21 protein-coding genes are annotated in these 19491 nt (G+C 72.4%); 12 read left to right on the forward strand and 9 right to left on the reverse strand.

Features of this window, described 5'->3' with window-relative positions:
- Window positions 1–33 precede the first annotated feature (33 nt).
- From NDW01_RS39715 to NDW01_RS39725, 3 genes are all read left to right on the forward strand, one after another.
- Window positions 34–2859 (forward strand): vitamin B12-dependent ribonucleotide reductase, encoded by a 2826-nt coding sequence (locus NDW01_RS39715; protein WP_252829700.1) that lies wholly within the window; start codon window positions 34–36, stop codon window positions 2857–2859.
- Between the two features lie 195 nt (window positions 2860–3054).
- A complete protein-coding gene (locus tag NDW01_RS39720; protein WP_252829701.1) occupies window positions 3055–3228 on the forward strand; it encodes a hypothetical protein in 174 nt (57 codons plus the stop codon).
- A gap of 122 nt (window positions 3229–3350) precedes the next feature.
- On the forward strand, window positions 3351–3635 hold the full coding sequence (locus NDW01_RS39725) for a hypothetical protein (protein WP_252829702.1): 285 nt from the start codon (window positions 3351–3353) through the stop codon (window positions 3633–3635).
- 27 nt (window positions 3636–3662) lie between these two features.
- Here NDW01_RS39725 and NDW01_RS39730 read toward each other — a convergent pair whose 3' ends face one another.
- Window positions 3663–4445 carry an SDR family NAD(P)-dependent oxidoreductase gene (locus tag NDW01_RS39730; protein ID WP_252829703.1) on the reverse strand — a complete coding sequence of 261 codons (783 nt, stop codon included), beginning with the start codon at window positions 4443–4445 and terminating at the stop codon, window positions 3663–3665.
- An 86-nt stretch (window positions 4446–4531) separates the two neighbouring features.
- Here NDW01_RS39730 and NDW01_RS39735 point away from each other — a divergent pair, with 86 nt between their 5' ends.
- The 4 genes from NDW01_RS39735 (at window position 4532) to NDW01_RS39750 (ending at window position 7880) form a co-directional block, all read left to right on the forward strand.
- A complete protein-coding gene (locus NDW01_RS39735; RefSeq protein WP_252829704.1) occupies window positions 4532–5389 on the forward strand; it encodes a helix-turn-helix transcriptional regulator in 858 nt (285 codons plus the stop codon).
- A 52-nt stretch (window positions 5390–5441) separates the two neighbouring features.
- Entirely contained in the window at window positions 5442–5621 is a 180-nt protein-coding gene (locus NDW01_RS39740; protein ID WP_252829705.1) for a putative quinol monooxygenase, read from the forward strand.
- A gap of 136 nt (window positions 5622–5757) precedes the next feature.
- A complete protein-coding gene (locus tag NDW01_RS39745) occupies window positions 5758–6963 on the forward strand; it encodes an NAD(P)/FAD-dependent oxidoreductase (protein ID WP_252829706.1) in 1206 nt (401 codons plus the stop codon).
- On the forward strand, window positions 6960–7880 hold the full coding sequence (locus NDW01_RS39750) for an RNA polymerase sigma-70 factor (RefSeq protein WP_252829707.1): 921 nt from the start codon (window positions 6960–6962) through the stop codon (window positions 7878–7880). The genes NDW01_RS39745 and NDW01_RS39750 overlap by 4 nt, the downstream gene beginning before the upstream one ends.
- 31 nt (window positions 7881–7911) lie before the next feature.
- Here the strand turns inward: NDW01_RS39750 and NDW01_RS39755 are convergent, their stop codons facing one another.
- Window positions 7912–8388 (reverse strand): MarR family winged helix-turn-helix transcriptional regulator, encoded by a 477-nt coding sequence (locus NDW01_RS39755; protein WP_252829708.1) that lies wholly within the window; start codon window positions 8386–8388, stop codon window positions 7912–7914.
- Between the two features lie 69 nt (window positions 8389–8457).
- On the opposite strand from NDW01_RS39755, the gene NDW01_RS39760 reads away from it, so the two are divergent.
- Entirely contained in the window at window positions 8458–9063 is a 606-nt protein-coding gene (locus tag NDW01_RS39760) for a TIGR03086 family metal-binding protein (protein WP_252829709.1), read from the forward strand.
- A gap of 20 nt (window positions 9064–9083) precedes the next feature.
- Here the strand turns inward: NDW01_RS39760 and NDW01_RS39765 are convergent, their stop codons facing one another.
- Window positions 9084–10082 (reverse strand): zinc-dependent alcohol dehydrogenase family protein, encoded by a 999-nt coding sequence (locus NDW01_RS39765; RefSeq protein ID WP_252829710.1) that lies wholly within the window; start codon window positions 10080–10082, stop codon window positions 9084–9086.
- Between the two features lie 109 nt (window positions 10083–10191).
- On the opposite strand from NDW01_RS39765, the gene NDW01_RS39770 reads away from it, so the two are divergent.
- Both NDW01_RS39770 and NDW01_RS39775 read left to right on the forward strand, forming a co-directional pair.
- Window positions 10192–10533, forward strand: coding sequence for an ArsR/SmtB family transcription factor (locus NDW01_RS39770; protein WP_252829711.1), 342 nt, complete (start codon window positions 10192–10194; stop codon window positions 10531–10533).
- A 129-nt stretch (window positions 10534–10662) separates the two neighbouring features.
- On the forward strand, window positions 10663–11028 hold the full coding sequence (locus NDW01_RS39775) for a PH domain-containing protein (protein WP_252778679.1): 366 nt from the start codon (window positions 10663–10665) through the stop codon (window positions 11026–11028).
- 113 nt (window positions 11029–11141) lie between these two features.
- Here the strand turns inward: NDW01_RS39775 and NDW01_RS39780 are convergent, their stop codons facing one another.
- The 5 genes from NDW01_RS39780 to NDW01_RS39800 form a co-directional block, all read right to left on the reverse strand.
- Window positions 11142–11993 carry an alpha/beta hydrolase family protein gene (locus NDW01_RS39780; protein ID WP_252829712.1) on the reverse strand — a complete coding sequence of 284 codons (852 nt, stop codon included), beginning with the start codon at window positions 11991–11993 and terminating at the stop codon, window positions 11142–11144.
- A 133-nt stretch (window positions 11994–12126) separates the two neighbouring features.
- Entirely contained in the window at window positions 12127–13020 is an 894-nt protein-coding gene (locus tag NDW01_RS39785; RefSeq protein ID WP_252829713.1) for an esterase/lipase family protein, read from the reverse strand.
- Window positions 13021–13208: 188 nt separating this feature from the next.
- Complete coding sequence (locus NDW01_RS39790) at window positions 13209–13691, reverse strand: TIGR03618 family F420-dependent PPOX class oxidoreductase (RefSeq protein WP_252829714.1); 483 nt, start codon at window positions 13689–13691, stop codon at window positions 13209–13211.
- A gap of 12 nt (window positions 13692–13703) precedes the next feature.
- Window positions 13704–15197 (reverse strand): DHA2 family efflux MFS transporter permease subunit, encoded by a 1494-nt coding sequence (locus NDW01_RS39795; protein ID WP_252829715.1) that lies wholly within the window; start codon window positions 15195–15197, stop codon window positions 13704–13706.
- Window positions 15198–15287: 90 nt separating this feature from the next.
- Window positions 15288–15776 (reverse strand): MarR family winged helix-turn-helix transcriptional regulator, encoded by a 489-nt coding sequence (locus NDW01_RS39800; protein WP_252829716.1) that lies wholly within the window; start codon window positions 15774–15776, stop codon window positions 15288–15290.
- Window positions 15777–15876: 100 nt separating this feature from the next.
- On the opposite strand from NDW01_RS39800, the gene NDW01_RS39805 reads away from it, so the two are divergent.
- Entirely contained in the window at window positions 15877–17466 is a 1590-nt protein-coding gene (locus NDW01_RS39805) for an MFS transporter (RefSeq protein WP_252829717.1), read from the forward strand.
- Between the two features lie 114 nt (window positions 17467–17580).
- On the opposite strand, the gene NDW01_RS39810 is transcribed toward NDW01_RS39805, so the two are convergent.
- Entirely contained in the window at window positions 17581–18714 is a 1134-nt protein-coding gene (locus NDW01_RS39810) for a Gfo/Idh/MocA family protein (RefSeq protein ID WP_252829718.1), read from the reverse strand.
- 103 nt (window positions 18715–18817) lie between these two features.
- Between NDW01_RS39810 and NDW01_RS39815 the strand changes: the two genes are divergently transcribed.
- Window positions 18818–19450, forward strand: coding sequence for a TetR/AcrR family transcriptional regulator (locus NDW01_RS39815; RefSeq protein ID WP_252829719.1), 633 nt, complete (start codon window positions 18818–18820; stop codon window positions 19448–19450).
- The last annotated feature ends 41 nt before the right edge of the window (window positions 19451–19491 follow it).

Here is a 19491-nt window from a genome sequence, read left to right on the forward strand (position 1 = left end):
AGTGGGCCTGGTGTGCCCGAGAAGGGGAATGTCATGACGGAGACGGTGAGCGGCTCAGCCCGACGGGGCAAGGCGGGTCGCAAGGGCCTGAAGATGGAGCGCATCTTCACGCGGCCGGGCGTCCACCCGTACGACGACGTCCGGTGGGAGCGGCGCGACGTCGTCATGACCAACTGGCGCGACGGGTCGGTGAACTTCGAGCAGAAGGGCGTCGAGTTCCCCGCCACCTGGTCCGTCAACGCGGTCAACATCGTCACCTCGAAGTACTTCCGCGGCGCCGTCGGCACGCCGCAGCGGGAGTCGAGCCTGAAGCAGCTGGTCGACCGGGTCGTCGGCGTCTACACCGAGACCGGCCGCAAGCACGGCTACTTCGCCTCCGAGGAGGACGCCGAGATCTTCGACCACGAGCTGAAGCATGCTCTGGTCAACCAGATCTTCAGCTTCAACTCGCCGGTCTGGTTCAACGTCGGCACCGCCTCGCCGCAGCAGGTCAGCGCCTGCTTCATCCTGTCCGTGGACGACACGATGGAGTCGATCCTGGACTGGTACAAGGAAGAGGGCGTGATCTTCAAGGGCGGCTCGGGCTCGGGGGTCAACCTGTCCCGCATCCGCTCCAGCAAGGAGCTGCTGTCCTCCGGCGGCACCGCGAGCGGCCCGGTGTCGTTCATGCGCGGCGCCGACGCCTCCGCCGGGACGATCAAGTCCGGCGGCGCGACCCGCCGGGCGGCGAAGATGGTCGTCCTCGACGTGGACCACCCGGACGTCGAGGAGTTCATCGAGACCAAGGCGCGCGAAGAGGACAAGATCCGCGCCCTGCGCGACGCCGGCTTCGACATGGACCTGGGCGGCAGGGACATCGTCAGCGTCCAGTACCAGAACGCCAACAACTCCGTCCGCGTCTCCGACGAGTTCATGCGCGCGGTCGAGTCCGGCGACTCCTTCGGCCTGCGGGCCCGCCGCACCGGCGAGGTCATCGGCCAGGTCGACGCCAAGGGCCTGTTCCGCAAGCTCGCCCAGGCGGCCTGGGAGTGCGCGGACCCGGGCATCCAGTACGACGACACGATCAACGACTGGCACACCAACCCCGAGACCGGGCGCATCACGGCGAGCAACCCGTGCTCGGAGTACATGAGCCTGGACAACTCGTCCTGCAACCTCGCCAGCATCAACCTGCTGAAGTTCCTGACCGACGACAACGCGTTCGACGTCGAGCGGTTCGTGCAGCTCAGCGAGCTGATCATCACCGCGATGGACATCTCCATCACGTTCGCGGACTTCCCGACCGAGAAGATCGGCGAGACGACGCGCGCGTACCGCCAGCTCGGCATCGGCTACGCCAACCTCGGCGCGCTGCTGATGGCGACCGGCCACGCGTACGACTCCGAGGGCGGGCGCTCCATCGCCGCGGCGATCACCTCGCTGATGACCGGCGTGGCCTACCGCCGCTCCGCCGAGCTGGCCGGCGCCGTCGGCACGTACGACGGGTACGCCCGCAACGCGGAGGCGCACCAGCGCGTCATGCGCAAGCACGCGGTCGCCAACGACGAGATCCGCACGCTCGACGTGATGGACAAGGCGATCCACAGCGAGGCCACCAGGCAGTGGCGGCAGTGCCTCAAGGTCGGCGAGAAGAACGGCTACCGCAACGCCCAGGCGTCGCTGCTGGCGCCCACCGGCACGATCGGCCTCATGATGGACTGCGACACGACGGGCATCGAGCCCGACCTGGCGCTGGTCAAGTACAAGAAGCTGGTCGGCGGCGGCTCGATGCAGATCGTCAACAACACCGTCCCGCGCGCCCTGAAGAAGCTCGGCTACCAGCAGGAGCAGATCGAGGCGGTCGTCGAGTACATCGCCGAGCACGGCCACGTCGTCGACGCGCCCGGCCTGCGCCAGGAGCACTACGAGGTCTTCGACTGCGCGATGGGCGAGCGGGCGATCAGCCCGATGGGCCACGTGCGGATGATGGCCGCGGTGCAGCCGTTCCTGTCCGGCGCGATCTCCAAGACCGTGAACATGCCGGAGCAGGCCACGGTCGAGGACGTCGAGAAGATCTACTTCGAGGGCTGGAAGCTCGGCCTCAAGGCCCTGGCGATCTACCGCGACAACTGCAAGGTCGGCCAGCCGCTGTCGGCGGCCAAGAAGAAGACCGAGGAGAAGGTCGAGGAGGCGCCGGCCCCGGCACCGGTGGTCGAGCGCGGCCCGGTGCGGACCCGCCTGCCCAAGCAGCGGACCGCGACCGTCACCCGGTTCTCCGTCGGCGGTGCCGAGGGCTACATGACCGCCTCCTGCTACCCGGACAACGGGCTCGGCGAGGTGTTCCTCAAGCTCGGCAAGCAGGGCTCCACGCTCGCCGGGGTCATGGACGCCTTCTCGATGGCGATCTCCATCAGCCTCCAGTACGGCGTGCCGCTGGAGACCTGGGTGGAGAAGTTCACCAACATGCGGTTCGAGCCGGCCGGTATGACCGACGACCCGGACATCCGGATGGCGACCTCGATGATGGACTACATCTTCCGCCGTCTCGCCCTCGACCACCTGCCGTACGAGACGCGCGCCGAGCTGGGGATCTTCTCCGCCGAGGAGCGCACGGCGCAGGCGGCGGGCCAGGACCCGGCCGCGCTGCACGCCGAGGAGGACGTCGAGCGCGAGTCGCTGGCCCAGTCGGTGCCGGTCGAGCAGCCGAAGGCCAAGGAGGCGGAGCCACTTGAGGCGGCGCACTCCTCGACCGAGCTGATCGAGAGCCACCAGGGCCGTACGGCGGACGCGCCGCTGTGCCTGACCTGCGGCACGAAGATGCGCCCGGCCGGCAGCTGCTATGTCTGCGAGGGCTGCGGCTCCACCAGCGGCTGCAGCTGAGAACAGGCCACGTCGCAGCCGATGCGACACCCGGGCTGATCGGCTACGCCGGTCGTGTCTGGTGACGAGGGGGATCCGGAGCTGCTCCGGATCCCCCTCGACGTGGCGCCCCGGCTGTCGCGTCCGGTGGATACCAGGGCCTATCAGGGATCTTCCCGATGCCGCCGGCGATGGGTCGGGGCCAGGCTCGACGTCATGACCACGTCAGAACCCGCGGACCGGATTCCGGCCGGCGTCGTCCGCGGATTCCGCGATGAGCTCGTTCGCGACGAGCTCGATCGCGTCTCGCCGATGTGCCGGGTCATCATCGACCAGGCCGCCATGATGGCACGACTCCGGACACCTGCCGGAGAGGTCGTCGAGTGGTGAGAGGCCCCCAACGAGGCCGGCGGGACCTCCATCTACCTGCGCCGGCTCGCCGCCGACGGCGGAGACGAGGAGGGAAGCACCCAGGGCGACGGCGCCGAGGGCCTGCCGCCCGGCGTGCCCCCATGCTCATCGTGATCGAGGAGACGCTACGGCGCGGCCGCTGGTTCGTGGGCGGCCACCTGTTCAGGCCCGGAGCGGTGGCGGTTCGTCTCGACTTCGAGGACGGCCACAGCCACGAGGTCGCCGTGCAACCCAACGGCTACTTCCTGGATCTCCTGCCCAGGTCCTCGGAGGCGCAGCCGTGGCGGTTCGATGCCGTGGCCCTCGACGGTCATGGCAGGCTCATCGAGCGCCACGCGGGCCGCCGCACTCTCGATGATCTCCCCGGCGAAGCGGAACCGTCCTGAGCCCACGTCGGCCGGCGGGCCGGCGGGTCAGGCGCCGGCGCCGCCGTCCACCGGCACGATCGCGCCGGTCACCATCGAGGCCCGGTCGCTGAGCAGCCACGCGGCCACCTCGGCGACCTCGCGGGGCTCGGCCATCCGGCCGAGCGGGACGCTCGCGTTGATGCTCTCGACGACGCCCGGGGACGCCGCCTCCCACTCGTCGATCATCTGCGTGGCGGTGCCGCCGGGGGTGATGCCGTTGACCCGGATGCCCTGCGGGGCCCAGGTCACCGCGGCGGTCTCGGTGAGGCTGTTGAGCGCGCGCTTCATCGCGCCGTACGCGGGGAGAGCCGGGTTCGCGCGGCGGCTGCCGATGCTCGAGGTGTTGACGATCGCCCCGCCACCGCCCCGGCGCATCAGCGCGGCCTCGGCCGTCATCGCGGTCCAGTGCGCGCGGAAGTTCACCGCGAACTGCTGCTCGACCTCCTCGTCGCTCGTCGTGTCGAGCGGACCGGGCTGCTGGCCGGCCGCGCCGTTGTTGAAGGCGCCGTCGAGCCGTCCGTGCAGCTCCTCGACGCGGTCGATCGCCGCGCGAATGCTCGCGCGGTCGGCGAGGTCCATGGTCACGGCGTCCGCGACGCCGCCGTCGGCGCGGATCTCGGCGACGATCCGCTGGAGGGCGTCGGTGCCGCGGGCGGCGAGCACGACGGCGGCGCCCTCGGCGGCGAAGAGCCGGGCCGCGGCCGCCCCGATGCCGCGGCTGGCGCCGGTGATGAACAGGACCTTGCCGGTGAGCAGGCCGATAGAGGTGATGTCGATGTGGTTCGTCATGACGCCAGTGTCGAACCGGCCCCGGGACCGGATGCAGGCACAGGGAGTACCAGGATCCGCCGCCGGACGGCGTGCAGACTTGAGCCATGGACAGACAAGAGCTCGGGGCGTTCCTCCGTAGCCGTCGCGAGCGGCTCCGGCCGGAGGACGTCGGCCTCCCCTCGGGCCCGCGGCGCCGGACGCCGGGTCTTCGCCGCGAGGAGGTGGCGGTCCTCGCGCACATCTCCACCGAGTACTACGTCCGGCTGGAGCAGGGCAGGGCGCCGCGGCCCTCGGGGGAGGTCCTCGCCGGGATCGCGGGCGCGCTGCGGCTCACGGACGCCGAGTCCGACCACCTCCACCTCCTCGCCGGCACGGCGCCGAGCCGTACCGGACTGCACCGGCGCGACGTCCGCCCGAGCATCCTCGCGCTCCTCGAGCGGCTGCCGCAGACGGCCGCCTTCGTGATCTCCGCCACGTTCGAGGTCCTCGCCTGGAACGACCTCGCGGCCGCGCTCATGGAGGACTTCGCTCCGCTCGCCCCGGAGGACCGCAATCTCGCGCGCCGGGTATTCCTCGGATCGGCCGGCGCCGATACGACGCTGTACGGGGTCTCCGACGCCACCGAGTTCCGGCACCACGTCGTCATGGAGCTCCGGTCCGCCGTCGCCCGGTACCCCTCCGATCCGGCGGTCACCGGACTCGTCGACGAGCTCCGCGAGGGCAGCCCGGAGTTCGCCCGGCTCTGGGAGCGGCACGACGTGCAGGCCGCGTCGATGCTCACGAAGACCTTCCGGCACCCGGTCGTCGGGGAGGTCACCGTCGACTGCGACGCGCTGGCGCTCACGGACCGCGACCAGCACCTCGTGCTCTACAGCGCGCCGCCGGGATCCCGCAGCGCGGAGGCTCTCGCCCTCCTCAGCGTCCTCGGAGCCGAGTACGTCGATGCGAGCAGGCCGCGCTGACGGAGCGAGTGACACCGCGCCGGGCCCCACGATCGTCGTGAACCCGGAAGCCATGATCGAGCCATCCCTGGATGGACCCTACTGCCTGGCCTACCAGCCCTACACCGATCCCAATGACCCCGCGCGCATGGTGGTCGTCGAGCAGTGGGCCGACCGCCGAGCCCTCGACGAACACTTCACCACCTCCCATCTCCACCACGCGCGGCAGCGGGTCGTGGTGATCCACGTGTGACGACGACGTCGCCTCGTCTCAGCGTTCCGGCCGATGGTTCGGGGATCTGTGTCGCGCGTCACAGCGGCTCCATGTCACGGACGGGCGGGCAGCCTCCATCTCGTGGTCGTCAACGTAGATGGAGGAAGGCGGAACGATGAGCGAGCACCACGAAGCCGGCGCGGGGACCGCACACCGCGTGGTGATCCTGGGAGCGGGGTACGCGGGCCTGTCCGCGGCGATCCAGCTCGCGGCCCGCGTCAGGCGGCGCGGGGACGTGGAGGTGACCCTGGTGAACGCGCAGGAGCGGTTCACCGAGCGCCTGCGGCTGCACATGACGGCGACCGGGCGGCCGACGGCGGAGCTGAGCATCCCGGAGCTGCTGGAGGGGACGGGCGCGCGGTTCGTACGAGGCTGGGTGACGGCGGTCGACCTGGAGGCGAGGATCGTACGGATCGACGACGAACGCGTCCTGTCCTACGACACGCTCGTGTACGGCCTGGGCGGCGTGGCCGACACGGCGGCGGTTCCAGGGGTGGAGGGTCACGCGTACACCCTGGACGGCGCGCAGAACGCCGAGGTCCTGGCGGGCCGGCTGGAAGGGCTGGGCGGCGGCACGGTGGTGGTCGCCGGCAGTGGGCTGACCGGCGTCGAGTCGGCCGCGGAGATCGCGGAGCGGTACCCGGAGCTGAACGTCGTGCTGCTGGGCAGGCGGGAACCCGGCGCGTCCATGAACCCGAAGGCCCGGGCCTACCTGCGGTCCGCGCTCGACCGCCTGGGCGTGACGGTGCGCGGCGGGGTCGAGGTGACGAAGGTGCTGCCCGACGCGGTCGAACTGGCCGGCGGGGAGACCGTGCCGGCCGACGTGGTCCTGTGGACGGGCGGTACGCGGGTGTCGCCGCTGGCGGCCGCGGCCGGGCTGACCGTCGATGAGCGCGGCCGTGTCGTCACCGACGCCGCGCTGCGGTCGGTGTCGCACCCGGAGGTGTTCGCGGTGGGCGACGCCGCCGCGATCCGCCAGGGCTACGGCGTCATGCACGGCACCTGCCAGAGCGGCATGCCGACCGGTGTGCACGCCGCGGTGTCCATCCTCCGCGTGCTGAAGGGCAGGCGGCCCAGGCCGTTCCGCTTCGGCTACTACCACACGCCGGTGAGCCTGGGCCGGAAGGACGCGGTCGTGCAGTTCACCCGTCCCGACGACAGCCCGCGGCGGTTCTACCTGACCGGCCGCCTCGCGGCCCGCTATAAGGAGACGGTGACCGCCTCCCCCTGGCCCACTTGGACCCGTATGAAGAAGATGCCCGCCTCCGGGGCGTTCTGGCCCCGCGGCGGCCGCTTCACCCGCGTACGGGAGGCGCGGTGACCCAGTCCTTCCCGGACCTCGACCAGCAGGTGTTCCACCAGCACCGCACCCTGCTGTTCTCGGTGGCCTACCGCATCCTCGGCACCGCGGCCGACGCCGAGGACGCGGTCCAGGACGCCTGGATCAAGTGGTCGGCGGCCGATCGCTCGCTGGTGGCCGACCCCAAGGCGTACCTGGCGCGGATCGTGGCGAATCTGGCGCTGGAACGGCTGCGCTCCACCCGGTACCAGCGGGAGACCTATGTGGGGCCGTGGCTCCCGGAGCCCGTCCTCACCGACGCCGACACCGCCGACATCGTCGCGGACGCCGACTCGGTGTCCATGGCGATGCTGGTCGTGCTGGAGACGCTGAGCCCGCTGGAGCGCGCCGTGTTCGTGCTCAAGGAGGTCTTCGGCTTCGGTCACGCCGAGATCGCCGAGGCGGTGGAACGCTCCGAGGCCGCGGTACGGCAGGCCGCGCACCGTGCCCGCGAGCACGTGCGGGCCCGGCGGCCACGCTTCGCCACGGACCGCGCGCGGCAGCGGGAGGTCACCGAGCGGTTCCTGGCCGCCGCGACCGGCGGTGACGTCAACGCCCTGATGGAGCTCCTGTCCCCGGACGTCACGCTGTGGACCGACGGGGGCGGCAAGGTCCGTCAGGCCCTGCGCCCGGTCGTCGGCGCGGCGACGGTCGCGGCCTGGTTCGCGGCCATCGGCACCGTCCCCTACCAGGGCGTCGAACCCGCCGACATGCGCGCCGACCTCGTCGAGATCAACGGGGGGCCGGGCATGGTCTTCAGCGGCCAGGGCCGCGTGATCGCGACCGTCACCGTCGAACTCGACGCCGATGGCCGCATCATCACCGTCCACAACGTGGCCAACCCGGACAAGCTCCAGGCCATCGCCGACGGCACCGCCCGCAGTCTCGGCACGCGGTAGGGGCCCGAGCCGAGCGTGACCGGCACTCAGGTCACTCGGGGTCGATGATCTCGTCCTCCGGCAGGCTGGACAGGGTCCGCAGGGCCCGGAGGAAGGCGGTGCGGTCGGCGGCCGGAAGCCGGGCGAGCAGGCGGGTCTCCCGCTCCCTGATGCCGGCCTGGGCCGAGTCCCGCAGCCGCCGTCCCTCGGCGGTGAGCGAGAGCAGCCGGACCCGGCGGTCGCCGGGGTCGGGCCGGCGCTCGATGAGCCCCCGCTCCTGGAGGCCGTCGAGCACGCCGATGATGCGCGTCTTGTCGGCGCCGATGGCCTGCGCCAGCGCGTTCTGCGTACGGACGGGCTCCTCGCCCAGGGCCAGCAGCACGGAGTACGCCCACATGGACAGGCCGTGGGCGCGCAGCACCGGCGACTCGGCCGCCATCAGCGCCCGGCCCAGCGGCACGATCATCGCCGCCAGGTCGCGCCGTCCGTCATGGGCCGTCCCGTCGTCCAGCGCCCTGCTCTGTGCCATCCCATGAAAATACGACGTCTCAAAACATGAGCATGGACAGATGATAGGCAGACTGCTTATCATCTGCTCATGCAGATCATTGATCTTCGCCCGGCGGACGAGCGGGCGGTACGCCAGAGCGTCGAGGTGGTGGCGAAGGCGGGCCGCGACGACCTCGGCCGCCCCACGCCGTGCTCGGCCTGGACGCTCGGCGACCTGCTCGCCCACATGACCGCCCAGCACCGCGGCTTCGCCGCCGCCGCGCGGGGGCGCGGCGGCGACCCCGCGATCTGGCGGCCCCGGCCGCTCGGCGCGGACCCGGCGGCCGCGTACGCCGAGGCGGCCGAGGAGGTCCTGTCCGCCTTCGCCGGGCGGGACGTGCCGGCCCGGGAGTTCGCCCTCCCCGAGATCGGGCCCGGCGTGACGGTCCCCGGCGCCCAGGCGATCGGGTTCCACTTCATCGACTATGTGGTGCACGCCTGGGACGTCGCCCGATCCCTCGGGCTGCCGTACGAACTGGACGACGACCTGGCCGAGGACGCCCTGCGGGTCGCCTCGGCCGTGCCCGGCGGGGAGTACCGGACCCGGCCGGGCGCCTCCTTCGGCCCGGAGCTGCCCGAGCCCGGGAACCCGTCCTCTCTCGACCGGGTCCTGACGGCACTCGGTCGCTCCCCGAACTGGCCCGGCGGCGCCTGAGAGGGGCGCGGGCGCGGGGATCAGCGCGCGACGGTGACGACGATCTTGCCGAACTGGGCGTTGGACTCCAGGTAACGATGGGCCTCGACGATCTCGTTCAGGTCGAACGTGCGGTCCACGACGGGCCGGAAGGCGCCCGAGCGCAGTCCCGACGCCACGAAGGCCTCCGCCCGGCGCAGCCGCTCGGGTCGGCGCGTCGTCTCGTACAGGGTGTAGGTGCGCATGCTGAGCGCGGGCATGCCCAGCTCGATCCCCGGGAAGGGCGTCGGCTCACCGCTCAGCGCGCCGTACACCAGGAGTGTGCCGTCGTCGGCCACCACCTTGGCCAGGTCCGTCACGCCGGGCCCGGCGACGGCGTCGAACACGAACTCGGCGCCCCGGCCGCCGGTCGCCGCCAGGACCCGCTCGACGACGTCCTCGGACTCGGTGACGATCACGTCCGCCGCGCCCTGCTTCAGCAGCGCCTCCTTCTTGGCGGCGGTGCGGGTCAGGGCGATCGGCGTGGCGCCGACCCGGTCGGCGACCTGGATCGTGGCCAGCCCCACGCTGCTGGACGCCGCGTTCAGCACGACCGTGTCCCCGGGCCGCATCCCGCCGACCTCCACCAGTGCGCCGTAGGCCGTGACGTACGGCATCCACACCGCCGCGCCGTCGACGGCACCGAGACCCTCCGGACGGCGCACCACCGCCCGCGCCGGCACGATCGCCTGCTCGGCGTAGACGCCGTGGTCGTTCTGCGAGAAGGCGGGCACGGTGCTGACCGGCTGGCCCACCCGGAGCCCGGTGACGTCCGCGCCGATCGCCTCGACCACGCCGGCGGCCTCGGTGCCCAGCCTGGCGGGGAACCGCTTCACCTCCTCGATGTAGCGGCCGGACCGGAACATTGCCTCGGCCCGGTTCAGGCCGATCGCGTCCACCCGGATCCGTACCTCGCCCGGGCCCGGCTCGCCGACCTCCACGTCCTCCAGCCGCAGCACCTCGGGCCCGCCCAGCTCGTGAAACCGCACCATCCTGGCCATCGCTTCGTCCCTTCGCGGAGTCGCAGTGATCACACTCAAGCGCGAAAGTACGATCGCTGTCAAACTTTGATGGGCATCGTAATTTGATCGGCGTCGTACGATGGGGGTCATGAGCGCCGACCGCATCCCGCCGCACCCCGACGTGCGGGCGGTACCGCTGCAGCGGGTCCTCGAGGCCCTGGCCGATCCGGTGCGACGGAGCATCGTCACGCAGTTGTGCGACACCGCCGCCGATCTCAAGTGCGGAGGGTTCGACATCCCCGTGAGCAATTCCACGGCCACGCACCATTTCCGCATCCTGCGCGAGGCCGGGCTCATCCGGCAGTACTACGTCGGCACCTCGCGGATGAACGCCCTCAGGCGCGACGAGTTCGACGACGTCTTCCCCGGCCTGCTCGACGCCGTCGTGTCCGCGGACCGGAGATCCTCCCGGCCCGACGCCACGGCCTGACCGCGGGCGTTCCGCCGTCCACCGGCGGCGGAACGCCCGCGGTCGTAACGTTTCAGTGACCTGACGGACGCCACAGTGCACGATCAGTACCTTGTTGCGCTACCTGCTTCCCGAAAGAAAGGTCAGATCGTGGCTATCCGCGACAAATTGCGGGCGAACGCCGCTCCCCTCCTTCAGCCGGGGGAGAACGTCCAAGCGGTCTTCTGTGGCCAGACGACGAGTCAGTACTTCGCCCTGATCTCGGTATGGATCATCATCTTCACGAACGCCTACCGAGTGGTGGTGGTCACGGATCGGCGGATCCTGATCTGCCGGTCGGGGCGGTTCCGGATGACCCCGGTGAAGGAGATCATCCGGGAACTGCCGCGTGCCACGCGGATCGGCCCGGCGAGCGGTCTGTGGTGGCGTTCGGAGTCCCTCGGCGAGCGGCTGTACGTCCACAAGCGGTTCCACAAGGACGTGGCCGCGGCGGACGGCCAGGCGCTCGCGGCCTGAGATACCGCCCTGCCCCGGACGGCCGCGCGCTCGCGGCCTGAGACGCCGCCTTTCCCCGGACGGGCCGGCCGCGTCCCGCCGGCCCGTCCGGGGATGTCACGAGCCGGGGGATCTCACCCGCCGGACGCCGGGGGCAGGTGGCGGTGGAGGAAGTCCACCAGGGTGCGGGTGAGCCGTACGCGGTGGTCCGACAGGGCGTGGTCGGTCGGGAGGACGTGTTCTTCGAGACGCGCGACCGGGTGATCCCGGTAGGCGCGCGCGACCGGCTCGTGGTGGACCGGGGCGGGGGTCACGTCGTCGCGGCCGGTACCGATGAGCAGCACGGCACGGTCCGCGAGCCGCGGGGCCAGCCCGGCGAGACTCCACGAGTCGCCCGCCGCCTCCGTCTCGGCGAGCAGGGCCTCGGCGCTGGTGCCGCGGAGCGGGGCGAGGTCGCCGAACAGCTCCAGGTACGACGCGCGCCGCGCCGGATCGGCCCGGCAGGCCGCGGCCGCCCGCCCGAAGTCGAATCCGGCCACCGAGGCCACCGCGGCGATCGACGGGTCCGCCGCGGCGGTCATCAGCGCGGTGAAGCCGCCGGCGCTGTGCCCGACCACCGCGAGACGTTCCCGGTCGAGCCGGTGGGCGGCCGCGAACTCCGGATCGCGTACGGCCGTGGTGACCCGCGCGGCGTCCTCGAGCACATGCGCCCACGACCACGAACCGCCCATTCCCCATGAGCCCCGGTAGTGGAAGACCAGGGCGGCGTGACCGGCCCGGCGCAGCGCCTGCGCCAGGTCGAAGTTGCGCTCGTAACCGGGGAAACCGTGCAGCAGCACGGCGACCGGGTGCGGCCCCGGCCCGGCGGGAACGTGCAGCACGCCGAGCAGCGTCTCGCCCCCGCTCTCGAAGGACACCGCGGGCGTGCTCGCGGGCGGCGTCAGTTCCGGGTCGGGGTCGGTGACGAGGGGATCGAAAGCGCTCACGCTGCCTCCGTGAGGTCGAAGGGGCCGGCGGGAGCCTAACAGGGATCGAACCGATCGGTACGTTCCGAACCGCGCGTCCGAGGTGGGTCCGCCGGGGGGCGGGTGACCCGCCCCCCGGCCCGGCGGAGCGTTCTCAGCCGTGGGACAGGCAGGTGCTCGGAGTGGCGTGCGCGGGGTCGAGGGCGTTCTCGACCTCGTGCAGGGCGACGGGGTCGAACGCGATCGCCACGTGCTCGGAGACGTCGGTCGGGCAGAGATTCTCCAGGAGGACGTTGTGGACGCCGGACCCGCTGAGGAACTGCGTGGCGTACGGCGTGACGACCTCGTCGTACCGGCTGGAGATCACCGTGTAGGAGACGCCGGGGACCGTGTCGCCGCCGGCGTTCAGCTTCGTCAGCAGGCTGGAGCCCACGACCTGGTCGACGCAGGCCGGGCAGCCGGCGTTCAGCAGGTCGAGCGCGCCGGGGAAGGACGCGGCGAGGGCGGCGAGGCCGTCGAGGGTCGTCCCGTGGTTCGAGGGGGCCAGGCCGACGAGCGTGTGGACCTTGGCCGCGCCGCCGAGGAACTTCAGGTAGTAGCGCGGCATCATGCCGCCCTGTGAGTGCCCGACGAGGTCGGCCTGGGCGGCGTTCGTCGCGGCGAGGACACCGGTGACGAACGTCGCGAGCTGGCCCGCCGAGCTCGCCACCGGGGCGACGGCGCGCAGGACCGGGACGCCCGGCACCTCGCCGTAGGTGAGGGCGAAGACGCAGTAGCCGCGTGCGGCGAGGGCCGGCGCGACGGTGAGCCAGTTGACGCTGCCGTTGGCGAAGGTGCCGTGGACGAGGACGACCGGCCGCGGGTGGGCCGCGGAGGGGCGGCACGACCAGTCGTTCGCGCCGGGGACGCCCGGGGCGGCGAGCGCCTTGGCCGCCTCGATCGGATCGGCGGCGTGCGCGGGGGCGGCGAGGCCGGTGACCAGGACGGACGACAGGGCCGCCGCGGCGGCGAGACGGAGCGTGCGAAGGAGGCGGGGGCGATGGGGCACGGTTCCTCCCGGAGGGGGTGGCGGGGGAGTGCCGTTGTGAACCGCGTCACGTAACCAGGCACTTATGGAGGAAGTTACCTGCGGGTTAACTTCCTGACCAGTGCGCAACAAATAACGGTCAAATAACGAATACCGGTCAGTAAGCGGCGGGACGCCGGAAGGTCTCCGTGCCCCGCCGCGAACCCCGGTCAGGCCGCGGAGACGTCCAGCGCGGTGCCGTACAGGCGATCGACGCGCAGCCGGATCACCAGCCGCCGGTCGGCCGCCATCTGCTCCAGGAAGGCCGCCCGCTCGCCGGCGTTCTCGAACGGCGGGACCATGCCGAGCAGTTCGAGCCCCGCCGGGTCGCCGGGCGTGGTCGTGACCGGGGAGAGTTCGGCGGTCCCCTCGGCGACGGCGAACGACCAGTGATCCTCGCCGGCGACGTACAGGGCGCTCCGCGGGTCCTTGCGCAGGTGGCGGACCTTCAGCCGGTCGGCCGTCGTGCTGATCCGGGCGACGCGCTCCCGCTCGTCCCACGCGTACAGGACGGTTGACAGATGCGGGTGGCCGCTGCTCTTGTTCGTGGCCAGCGCTCCGAACCGGTGATCGGCCAGGAGCCGTACGAGTGCCTCGTCGGACAGCGCGACCGGGGCGGGGCCCGATCCCGGAGTGTTCTCGGTGTCGCTCATCGAATCCTGCTCTCAGAGAATGGGGGTGGCGGTGAACGGGTCGTCCGTGGTGCCCGGGGCGGGTGTGTCGTCCGACGCTTGTCCGTCGGTCGGTGCGGCCGTCGTGGCGCGCGGGTGCCGCAGTACGGTCAGGGCGAGCGCGAAGGCGACGGCGAGCAGGCCCGCGCCGACGCCGAACGCCAGGTGGAACCCTCCGGTGAGCGCGGACGCCCGGTCGTGCCCGTGCGCCGCCAGCCCGGTGGTCCGCGCGGTCGCCAGCGTCGACAGCACCGCGACGCCGAGCGCGCCGCCGACCTGCTGGGCCGTGCTGAACAGCCCGGAGGCCACCCCCGCGTCGTCCGGCCGCGCCCCCGACATGCCGAGGCCGGTCACCGCGGAGATCGCCAGGCCGAAGCCGCCCGCGAGCAGCATCGTCGGCAGCAGGTCCACCACGTAGTCGGCGCGCGCGGGCAGCCGGGTCAGCAGCAGGAGGGCCGCGACCAGGGACGCCAGGCCGGTCAGCAGCACGAGCCGCTCGCCGAACCGCGCGATCAGCCGGGCCGACAGCAGGAGCGACACGGCCGCGATCGCGCCGGCCGCGGGCAGCATCGCCAGGCCGGTGCCCAGCGCGCCGTAGCCGAGCACGTTCTGGGCGTACAGCGCGATGAGGATCTGGAACCCGAACAGGGCCGAGACCATCAGGACCTGGATGAGGTTGGCGCCCGAGACGTTGCGCGACCGGAACATCCGCAGGGGCAGCAGGGGAGTGGCCGCCCTGGCCTGGCGCAGGACGAACGCGGCGAGCAGGGTGACGGACACCACGCCGAGACCGAGCGTCGAGGGGGAGGCCCAGCCGTGGCGGCCCGTCCGCACGATCGTGTAGACGGTGAGCATCAGCCCGCCGGTGACCAGCAGCGCGCCGAGGGCGTCGGCGCCCGCCGCGAGGCCGGGACCGCGCTCGGCCGGCAGCGTGCGCACCGCCAGGACCAGCGTCGCCACGCCGATCGGCAGGTTGATGAAGAAGATCCAGTGCCAGTTGATCGCCTCGGTCAGGATTCCGCCGAGGACCTGGCCGATCGACGCGCCCGCGGCCCCGACGAAGCCGAACGCGCCGATCGCCGTGCCGCGTTCACGCGGCTCGGGGAAGAGCGTGACGATCATCCCGAGGCTCACGGCCGAGGTCAGCGCGCCGCCGACGCCCTGCGCGAACCGCGCGGCGATCAGTGTCGCCTGGCCGGTCGCGAGGCCGCACAGCAGCGAGGCCGCGGTGAACACCGCCAGGCCGGCGACGAACACCCGCTTGCGGCCGATCAGGTCACCGAGCCGGCCGGCGAGCAGGAGCAGGCCGCCGAAAGCGATCATGTAGGCGTTGACGGTCCAGGTGAGGTTCGCGGGGGAGAAGTGCAGATCCCGCTGGATGGCCGGCAGCGCGACCGTCACGATGCTGCCGTCCAGGATGATCATCAGGCTTCCGGCGCACAGCGCGACGAGCGCCGCCGTACGCGATCGGACAAGGGGTGAGGTCATGAGCGTCTCCCGGTGCGGAGGTGGGCAACCGGGATAGGACGCTAGCAAATGGTTTTGTTGTAGACAATCTCTATCGGACCCAACTTGGGTTCACCCTCGGGACTGGCGCGCCCTCCGGATCGGCCGGTCGGACTCCACGGGCGTCGACAGGTGGTCTTCGGCCAGCCGGGTCAGCGCGCGGACGAGCACCTCGCGCTCGTCCTCGGGCAGCGCCTCCAGGGCCTCGCGGTGGACGCGGTCGGCGATGCGCGTCCCCTCGTCGACGATCCGCTCGCCCGCCTCGGTGACCGAGATGATCCGCGCCCGGCGGTCCCGGCTCGACGGCCGGCGCTCGGCGAGCCCGGCCTTCTCCAGCTCGTCGACGGTGACGACCATGGTGGTCTTGTCCAGGTCGGAGATCTCGGCCAGCTGGATCTGGGTGCGCTCCTCCTCGAGAGCGTGGAAGAGCACGCAGTACGCCCGTGGGGTGATCCCGATCTCGGCGAAGGCGGCGGTCATCCGGGTCGCGAGCACGTGCCCGGTGTGGGTGAGCAGGTACGACAGGTCCGGCATGGTGCGCGACGGTGCGCTCGTGGTCATGTCCCCAATCTAACAAGTAGCGGATTATCTATGACCGTACGAAGTCGGGCGGTCAGCGTCCGGTAGGCGAACGGTCAGCGGCGGAGCCGAGCCTGCTCTCATGAACGACACCTCCGCCGGAACCGCGGCCAAGGCGGGCCGCAGGGAGTGGATCGCGCTCTGCGTGCTCCTGCTCCCCCTCCTCCTCGTGTCCATGGACGTCTCGGTGCTGTACTTCGCCGTCCCGTTCATCAGCCGGACCCTGCAGCCGACGAGCACCGAGCAGCTGTGGATCTTCGACATCTACGGGTTCGTGCTGGCCGGCCTGCTCATCACGATGGGCGCGCTCGGCGATCGGATCGGCCGGCGCCGGCTGCTGCTGATCGGCGCGCTCGGCTTCGGCCTCGCGTCCGTGGCCGCGGCGTACGCGCAGAGCGCCGGAATGCTCATCGCCGCCCGCGCCGTGCTCGGGGTCGGGGGCGCGACGCTGATGCCGTCGACGCTGGCGCTGATCCGCAACATGTTCCACGACGAGAAGCAGCGCGGCACCGCCGTGGCGATCTGGTCGGCCGCCACCACGAGCGGCATCGCGCTCGGCCCGGTCCTGAGCGGGCTGCTGCTGAACCACTTCTGGTGGGGGTCGGTCTTCCTCATCAACACCCCGGCGATGGTGCTGCTCCTCATCACCGCCCCGTTCCTGGTGCCGGAGTTCCGCAACCCGGCGGCGGGCCGATTCGACCTGGTGAGCTCGATCCTCTCGCTGGGCGCGGTGCTGCCCGTGATCTACGGTGTAAAGGAGATCGCCGCGAACGGCGTCGACCTCCCGCGCGCCCTGAGCATCACCGCCGGGCTGCTCATCGGCGCGCTCTTCATCCGCCGCCAGGGCCGCCGTCCCGATCCGATGATCGACCTGCGGATGTTCCGCAACCGGGGGTTCAGCGGTTCGATCGTCACGAACCTCATCGCGATGTTCGCCATGGTCGGCTTCGCGATCTTCTCGACGCAGTACCTGCAGTCGGTGCTCGCCATGAGCCCCCTGACCGCCGCCCTGTGGAGCCTCGTCCCCTCACTGGGCGTCGGTGTCGCCGCACCCACGGCCACGCAGCTCGCCCGGAGGGTCAACCGGGCGTACGTGATCGGCGCCGGCTTCCTGGTCGCCGCGCTGGGCTTCGTCGCGCTGACGCGGGTCCAGGCGGGCTCGTCGGTCGCGGTGATCCTCGTCGGGGCCGGCGTGTACGCCATCGGCCTGGCCGTGGTGATGACGCTCGTCACCGACATGGTGCTGGGCGCCGCGCCGCCCGAGCGCGCCGGGACCGCGTCGGCGCTGGTGGAGTGCGGCTCGGAGTTCGGCGGCGCCCTCGGCATGGCGATCCTCGGCAGCGTCGGGACGGCGATCTACCGCCGTGACGTCACGGACGCGCTGCCCGCCGGACTGCCGCACGGCGCGGTGCACGCCGTACGGGAGACGCTGGGCGGAGCGCTCGCGGTGGCGGGCCGGATGCCGGGCGGGGCCGGCGAGGCGATCCGGCGGGCCGCGCGTGAGGCGTTCGTCGACGGCATGCACGCCGCCGCCGTGACCGGCGCCGTGATCATGGTGGGCGCCGCCCTCCTGACGGTCCTCGTCCTGCGCCGGACCGAGATCGCCCAGCCCGCCGACCGGCCCGCCCCGGCACCCGACCCGGCGAGCCCCGAGCCCTCCCTGCGCGGCTGACCGCCGGACCCGTGCCCCCTGCGCCGCCGACAGCGGGGTCCCGCGCCACCCCTGCGCGGTCGGCCGCCGAGCCCGGCGTCCTGAAGCCGTTCTCGCGCGGCCGGCCGCCGGGCCTCATCGGTCCACGGGCCGGGAGGCGCCCGTCTCGGCGGACCGGCGGACCGCGTCGAGCAGCCGGTGCACGCGGACCCCGTGCTCGAACCCCGGTACGCGCCGGGTCCCCTCGCGGATGTCCTCCGCCAGGTGCGCGTACAGCCGGGCGACGTTCCGGGCGAACAGCGGGATCTCGCCCGGAGCGCCGGCGTGCCGGGCCGGTCCCGTGTGCCGGGCCGGAACGGGCAGGTCCCGCCAGGGGCCGCCGGCCTCGTGGGCCTCGCGCAGCCGGGGCTCGCCCATCTGGACCTGCGCGGTCTTCCAATCGCCCGCCACGACGACGGCCAGGTCCCCCTCGGTGCCGGTGAACTCCAGGACGGTGCGGCTCTTGCCCACCTTGGCGTCCTGCAGGTGGACCGAGACGATCGCCCCGCCGGCGAGCCCGCCGTGCAGCGCGACCTGGTCCGGGGCGGTGGCGGTGACCGTCTCGCCGGTCTCGGCGACGGTGTACCGCGGGCGGGAGACCGACAGGGCGGCCGAGAGCCCGGTGAGGTCGCCGGCCAGGTACTCCAGGACGTCCAGGGTGTGCCCGCCCACGACCTCCAGGAGACCCGCGCGCTGGGTCTCGTCGAGGGTGTAGGCGGCCCAGGCGGGGATTCGCCCGTCCGCGCCCTTGCTCCGCGCGACGTGCACGTTCACCGCCGTGACGGGGCCGAGCCGCCCGCCCGCGAGGAGCTCGCGGGCGTAGGTGATCGCCGGTGCGTACCGCGCCTGCAGGCCGACCGCGTCGTGCACCCCGGCCGCGCGCGCCGCCGCCGCCAGGCGTTCCGCCTCGCCGGTGGTGAGGCCGAGCGGCCACTCGCAGTAGACGTGCTTGCCGGCCTCCAGCGCCGCGCCGACCAGCTCGGCGTGAGCGGCCACCTTGACGGTGACGGCCACCAGGTCGACCTCGGGATGCTCGGCGAGCCGGCGGGCGTCGGTGAACGCGTGCGCGGCGCCGAACGCGCGGGCGGCCTCGCGCGCGCTGTCCGGGCGGCTCGTCCCGACCGCGGTCAGCTCGTACTCCGGTAGCGCGCGCAGCGCGGGAATGTGCGCGTCCGCGGCCCAGCCGCGCTCGGGGCTCGCTCCGACGATGCCGACGCGAATCCGGTCCATGTCCACTCTCCTCCGGTTATAACCGGACGTCGCTCGTCCGCTTAGGGCTCGTGAGCGTACGATAAGCGGACCATCGGCGTCCACTTATCGCTAGGATGGCCTGGTGGACGCGGTGGACCGGTTGCTGACGAGTGAGACGGGGCGCGCGCCGCGGGCCGACGCGCGGCGCAACGTCGAGCGGCTGGTGGCGGCCGCCCGCGGTGCGGTCGCGGAGGTGGGGGTCGACGTCACGGCGCACGAGATCGCGCGCCGGGCCGGGGTCGGCATCGGCACGTTCTACCGCCGGGTGCCGTCCCGCGAGGCGCTGCTGGCGGCCGTGCTCGCGGAGCTCCTCGACGAGATGCTCGTCATCGCCCGCCGGGCCGTCGACGACCCCGACCCCTGGCGTGGCTTCACCGGCTTCGCCACCGCGTACGCACGGCTGCGCGCGGCGAGCTGCGGGCTGAACGCCGCGCTCGGCGGCGAGTGCGGGCTCGCCCTCGACCCGCAACTCGCGCGGGTCCGCGAGCACATCCGGCTGCTCGTCGGGCACGCCAAGGAGGCCGGGGTGCTGCGCGAGGACGTCACCTGGGAGGACGTCGCCTTCCTGCTCGCCTCGGTGACCACCGCCGACCGCACCCTGGGTCTGCCCGCCGGCGACGAGCAGTGGCGGCGCAACCTCCGGATCGTCCTCGACGGCCTCCGCGCCGGACGCACGGAGCCGCCGGAGGAATCCGCGGCGGGCCGGCGCGGTTGACGATCTGCGACAGACCGCGCGAGTCGCGGTCCGGAGGCGCC

Source organism: Actinoallomurus soli (assembly GCF_024055715.1).
Taxonomy (GTDB): Bacteria; Actinomycetota; Actinomycetes; order Streptosporangiales; family Streptosporangiaceae; genus Actinoallomurus; species Actinoallomurus soli.

Bases quoted from the DNA above. Each gene is read 5' to 3' on its own strand.
- NDW01_RS39740 (WP_252829705.1), top strand. From the start codon at position 5,442: ATGATCGAGCCATCCCTGGATGGACCCTACTGCCTGGCCTACCAGCCC.
- NDW01_RS39790 (WP_252829714.1), bottom strand. From the start codon at position 13,691: ATGAGCGACACCGAGAACACTCCGGGATCGGGCCCCGCCCCGGTCGCG.
- NDW01_RS39795 (WP_252829715.1), bottom strand. From the start codon at position 15,197: ATGACCTCACCCCTTGTCCGATCGCGTACGGCGGCGCTCGTCGCGCTG.
- NDW01_RS39770 (WP_252829711.1), top strand. From the start codon at position 10,192: ATGAGCGCCGACCGCATCCCGCCGCACCCCGACGTGCGGGCGGTACCG.
- NDW01_RS39755 (WP_252829708.1), bottom strand. From the start codon at position 8,388: ATGGCACAGAGCAGGGCGCTGGACGACGGGACGGCCCATGACGGACGG.
- NDW01_RS39715 (WP_252829700.1), top strand. From the start codon at position 34: ATGACGGAGACGGTGAGCGGCTCAGCCCGACGGGGCAAGGCGGGTCGC.
- NDW01_RS39720 (WP_252829701.1), top strand. From the start codon at position 3,055: ATGACCACGTCAGAACCCGCGGACCGGATTCCGGCCGGCGTCGTCCGC.
- NDW01_RS39765 (WP_252829710.1), bottom strand. From the start codon at position 10,082: ATGGCCAGGATGGTGCGGTTTCACGAGCTGGGCGGGCCCGAGGTGCTG.
- NDW01_RS39730 (WP_252829703.1), bottom strand. From the start codon at position 4,445: ATGACGAACCACATCGACATCACCTCTATCGGCCTGCTCACCGGCAAG.
- NDW01_RS39745 (WP_252829706.1), top strand. From the start codon at position 5,758: ATGAGCGAGCACCACGAAGCCGGCGCGGGGACCGCACACCGCGTGGTG.
- NDW01_RS39800 (WP_252829716.1), bottom strand. From the start codon at position 15,776: ATGACCACGAGCGCACCGTCGCGCACCATGCCGGACCTGTCGTACCTG.
- NDW01_RS39810 (WP_252829718.1), bottom strand. From the start codon at position 18,714: ATGGACCGGATTCGCGTCGGCATCGTCGGAGCGAGCCCCGAGCGCGGC.
- NDW01_RS39735 (WP_252829704.1), top strand. From the start codon at position 4,532: ATGGACAGACAAGAGCTCGGGGCGTTCCTCCGTAGCCGTCGCGAGCGG.
- NDW01_RS39760 (WP_252829709.1), top strand. From the start codon at position 8,458: ATGCAGATCATTGATCTTCGCCCGGCGGACGAGCGGGCGGTACGCCAG.
- NDW01_RS39725 (WP_252829702.1), top strand. From the start codon at position 3,351: ATGCTCATCGTGATCGAGGAGACGCTACGGCGCGGCCGCTGGTTCGTG.
- NDW01_RS39805 (WP_252829717.1), top strand. From the start codon at position 15,877: ATGAACGACACCTCCGCCGGAACCGCGGCCAAGGCGGGCCGCAGGGAG.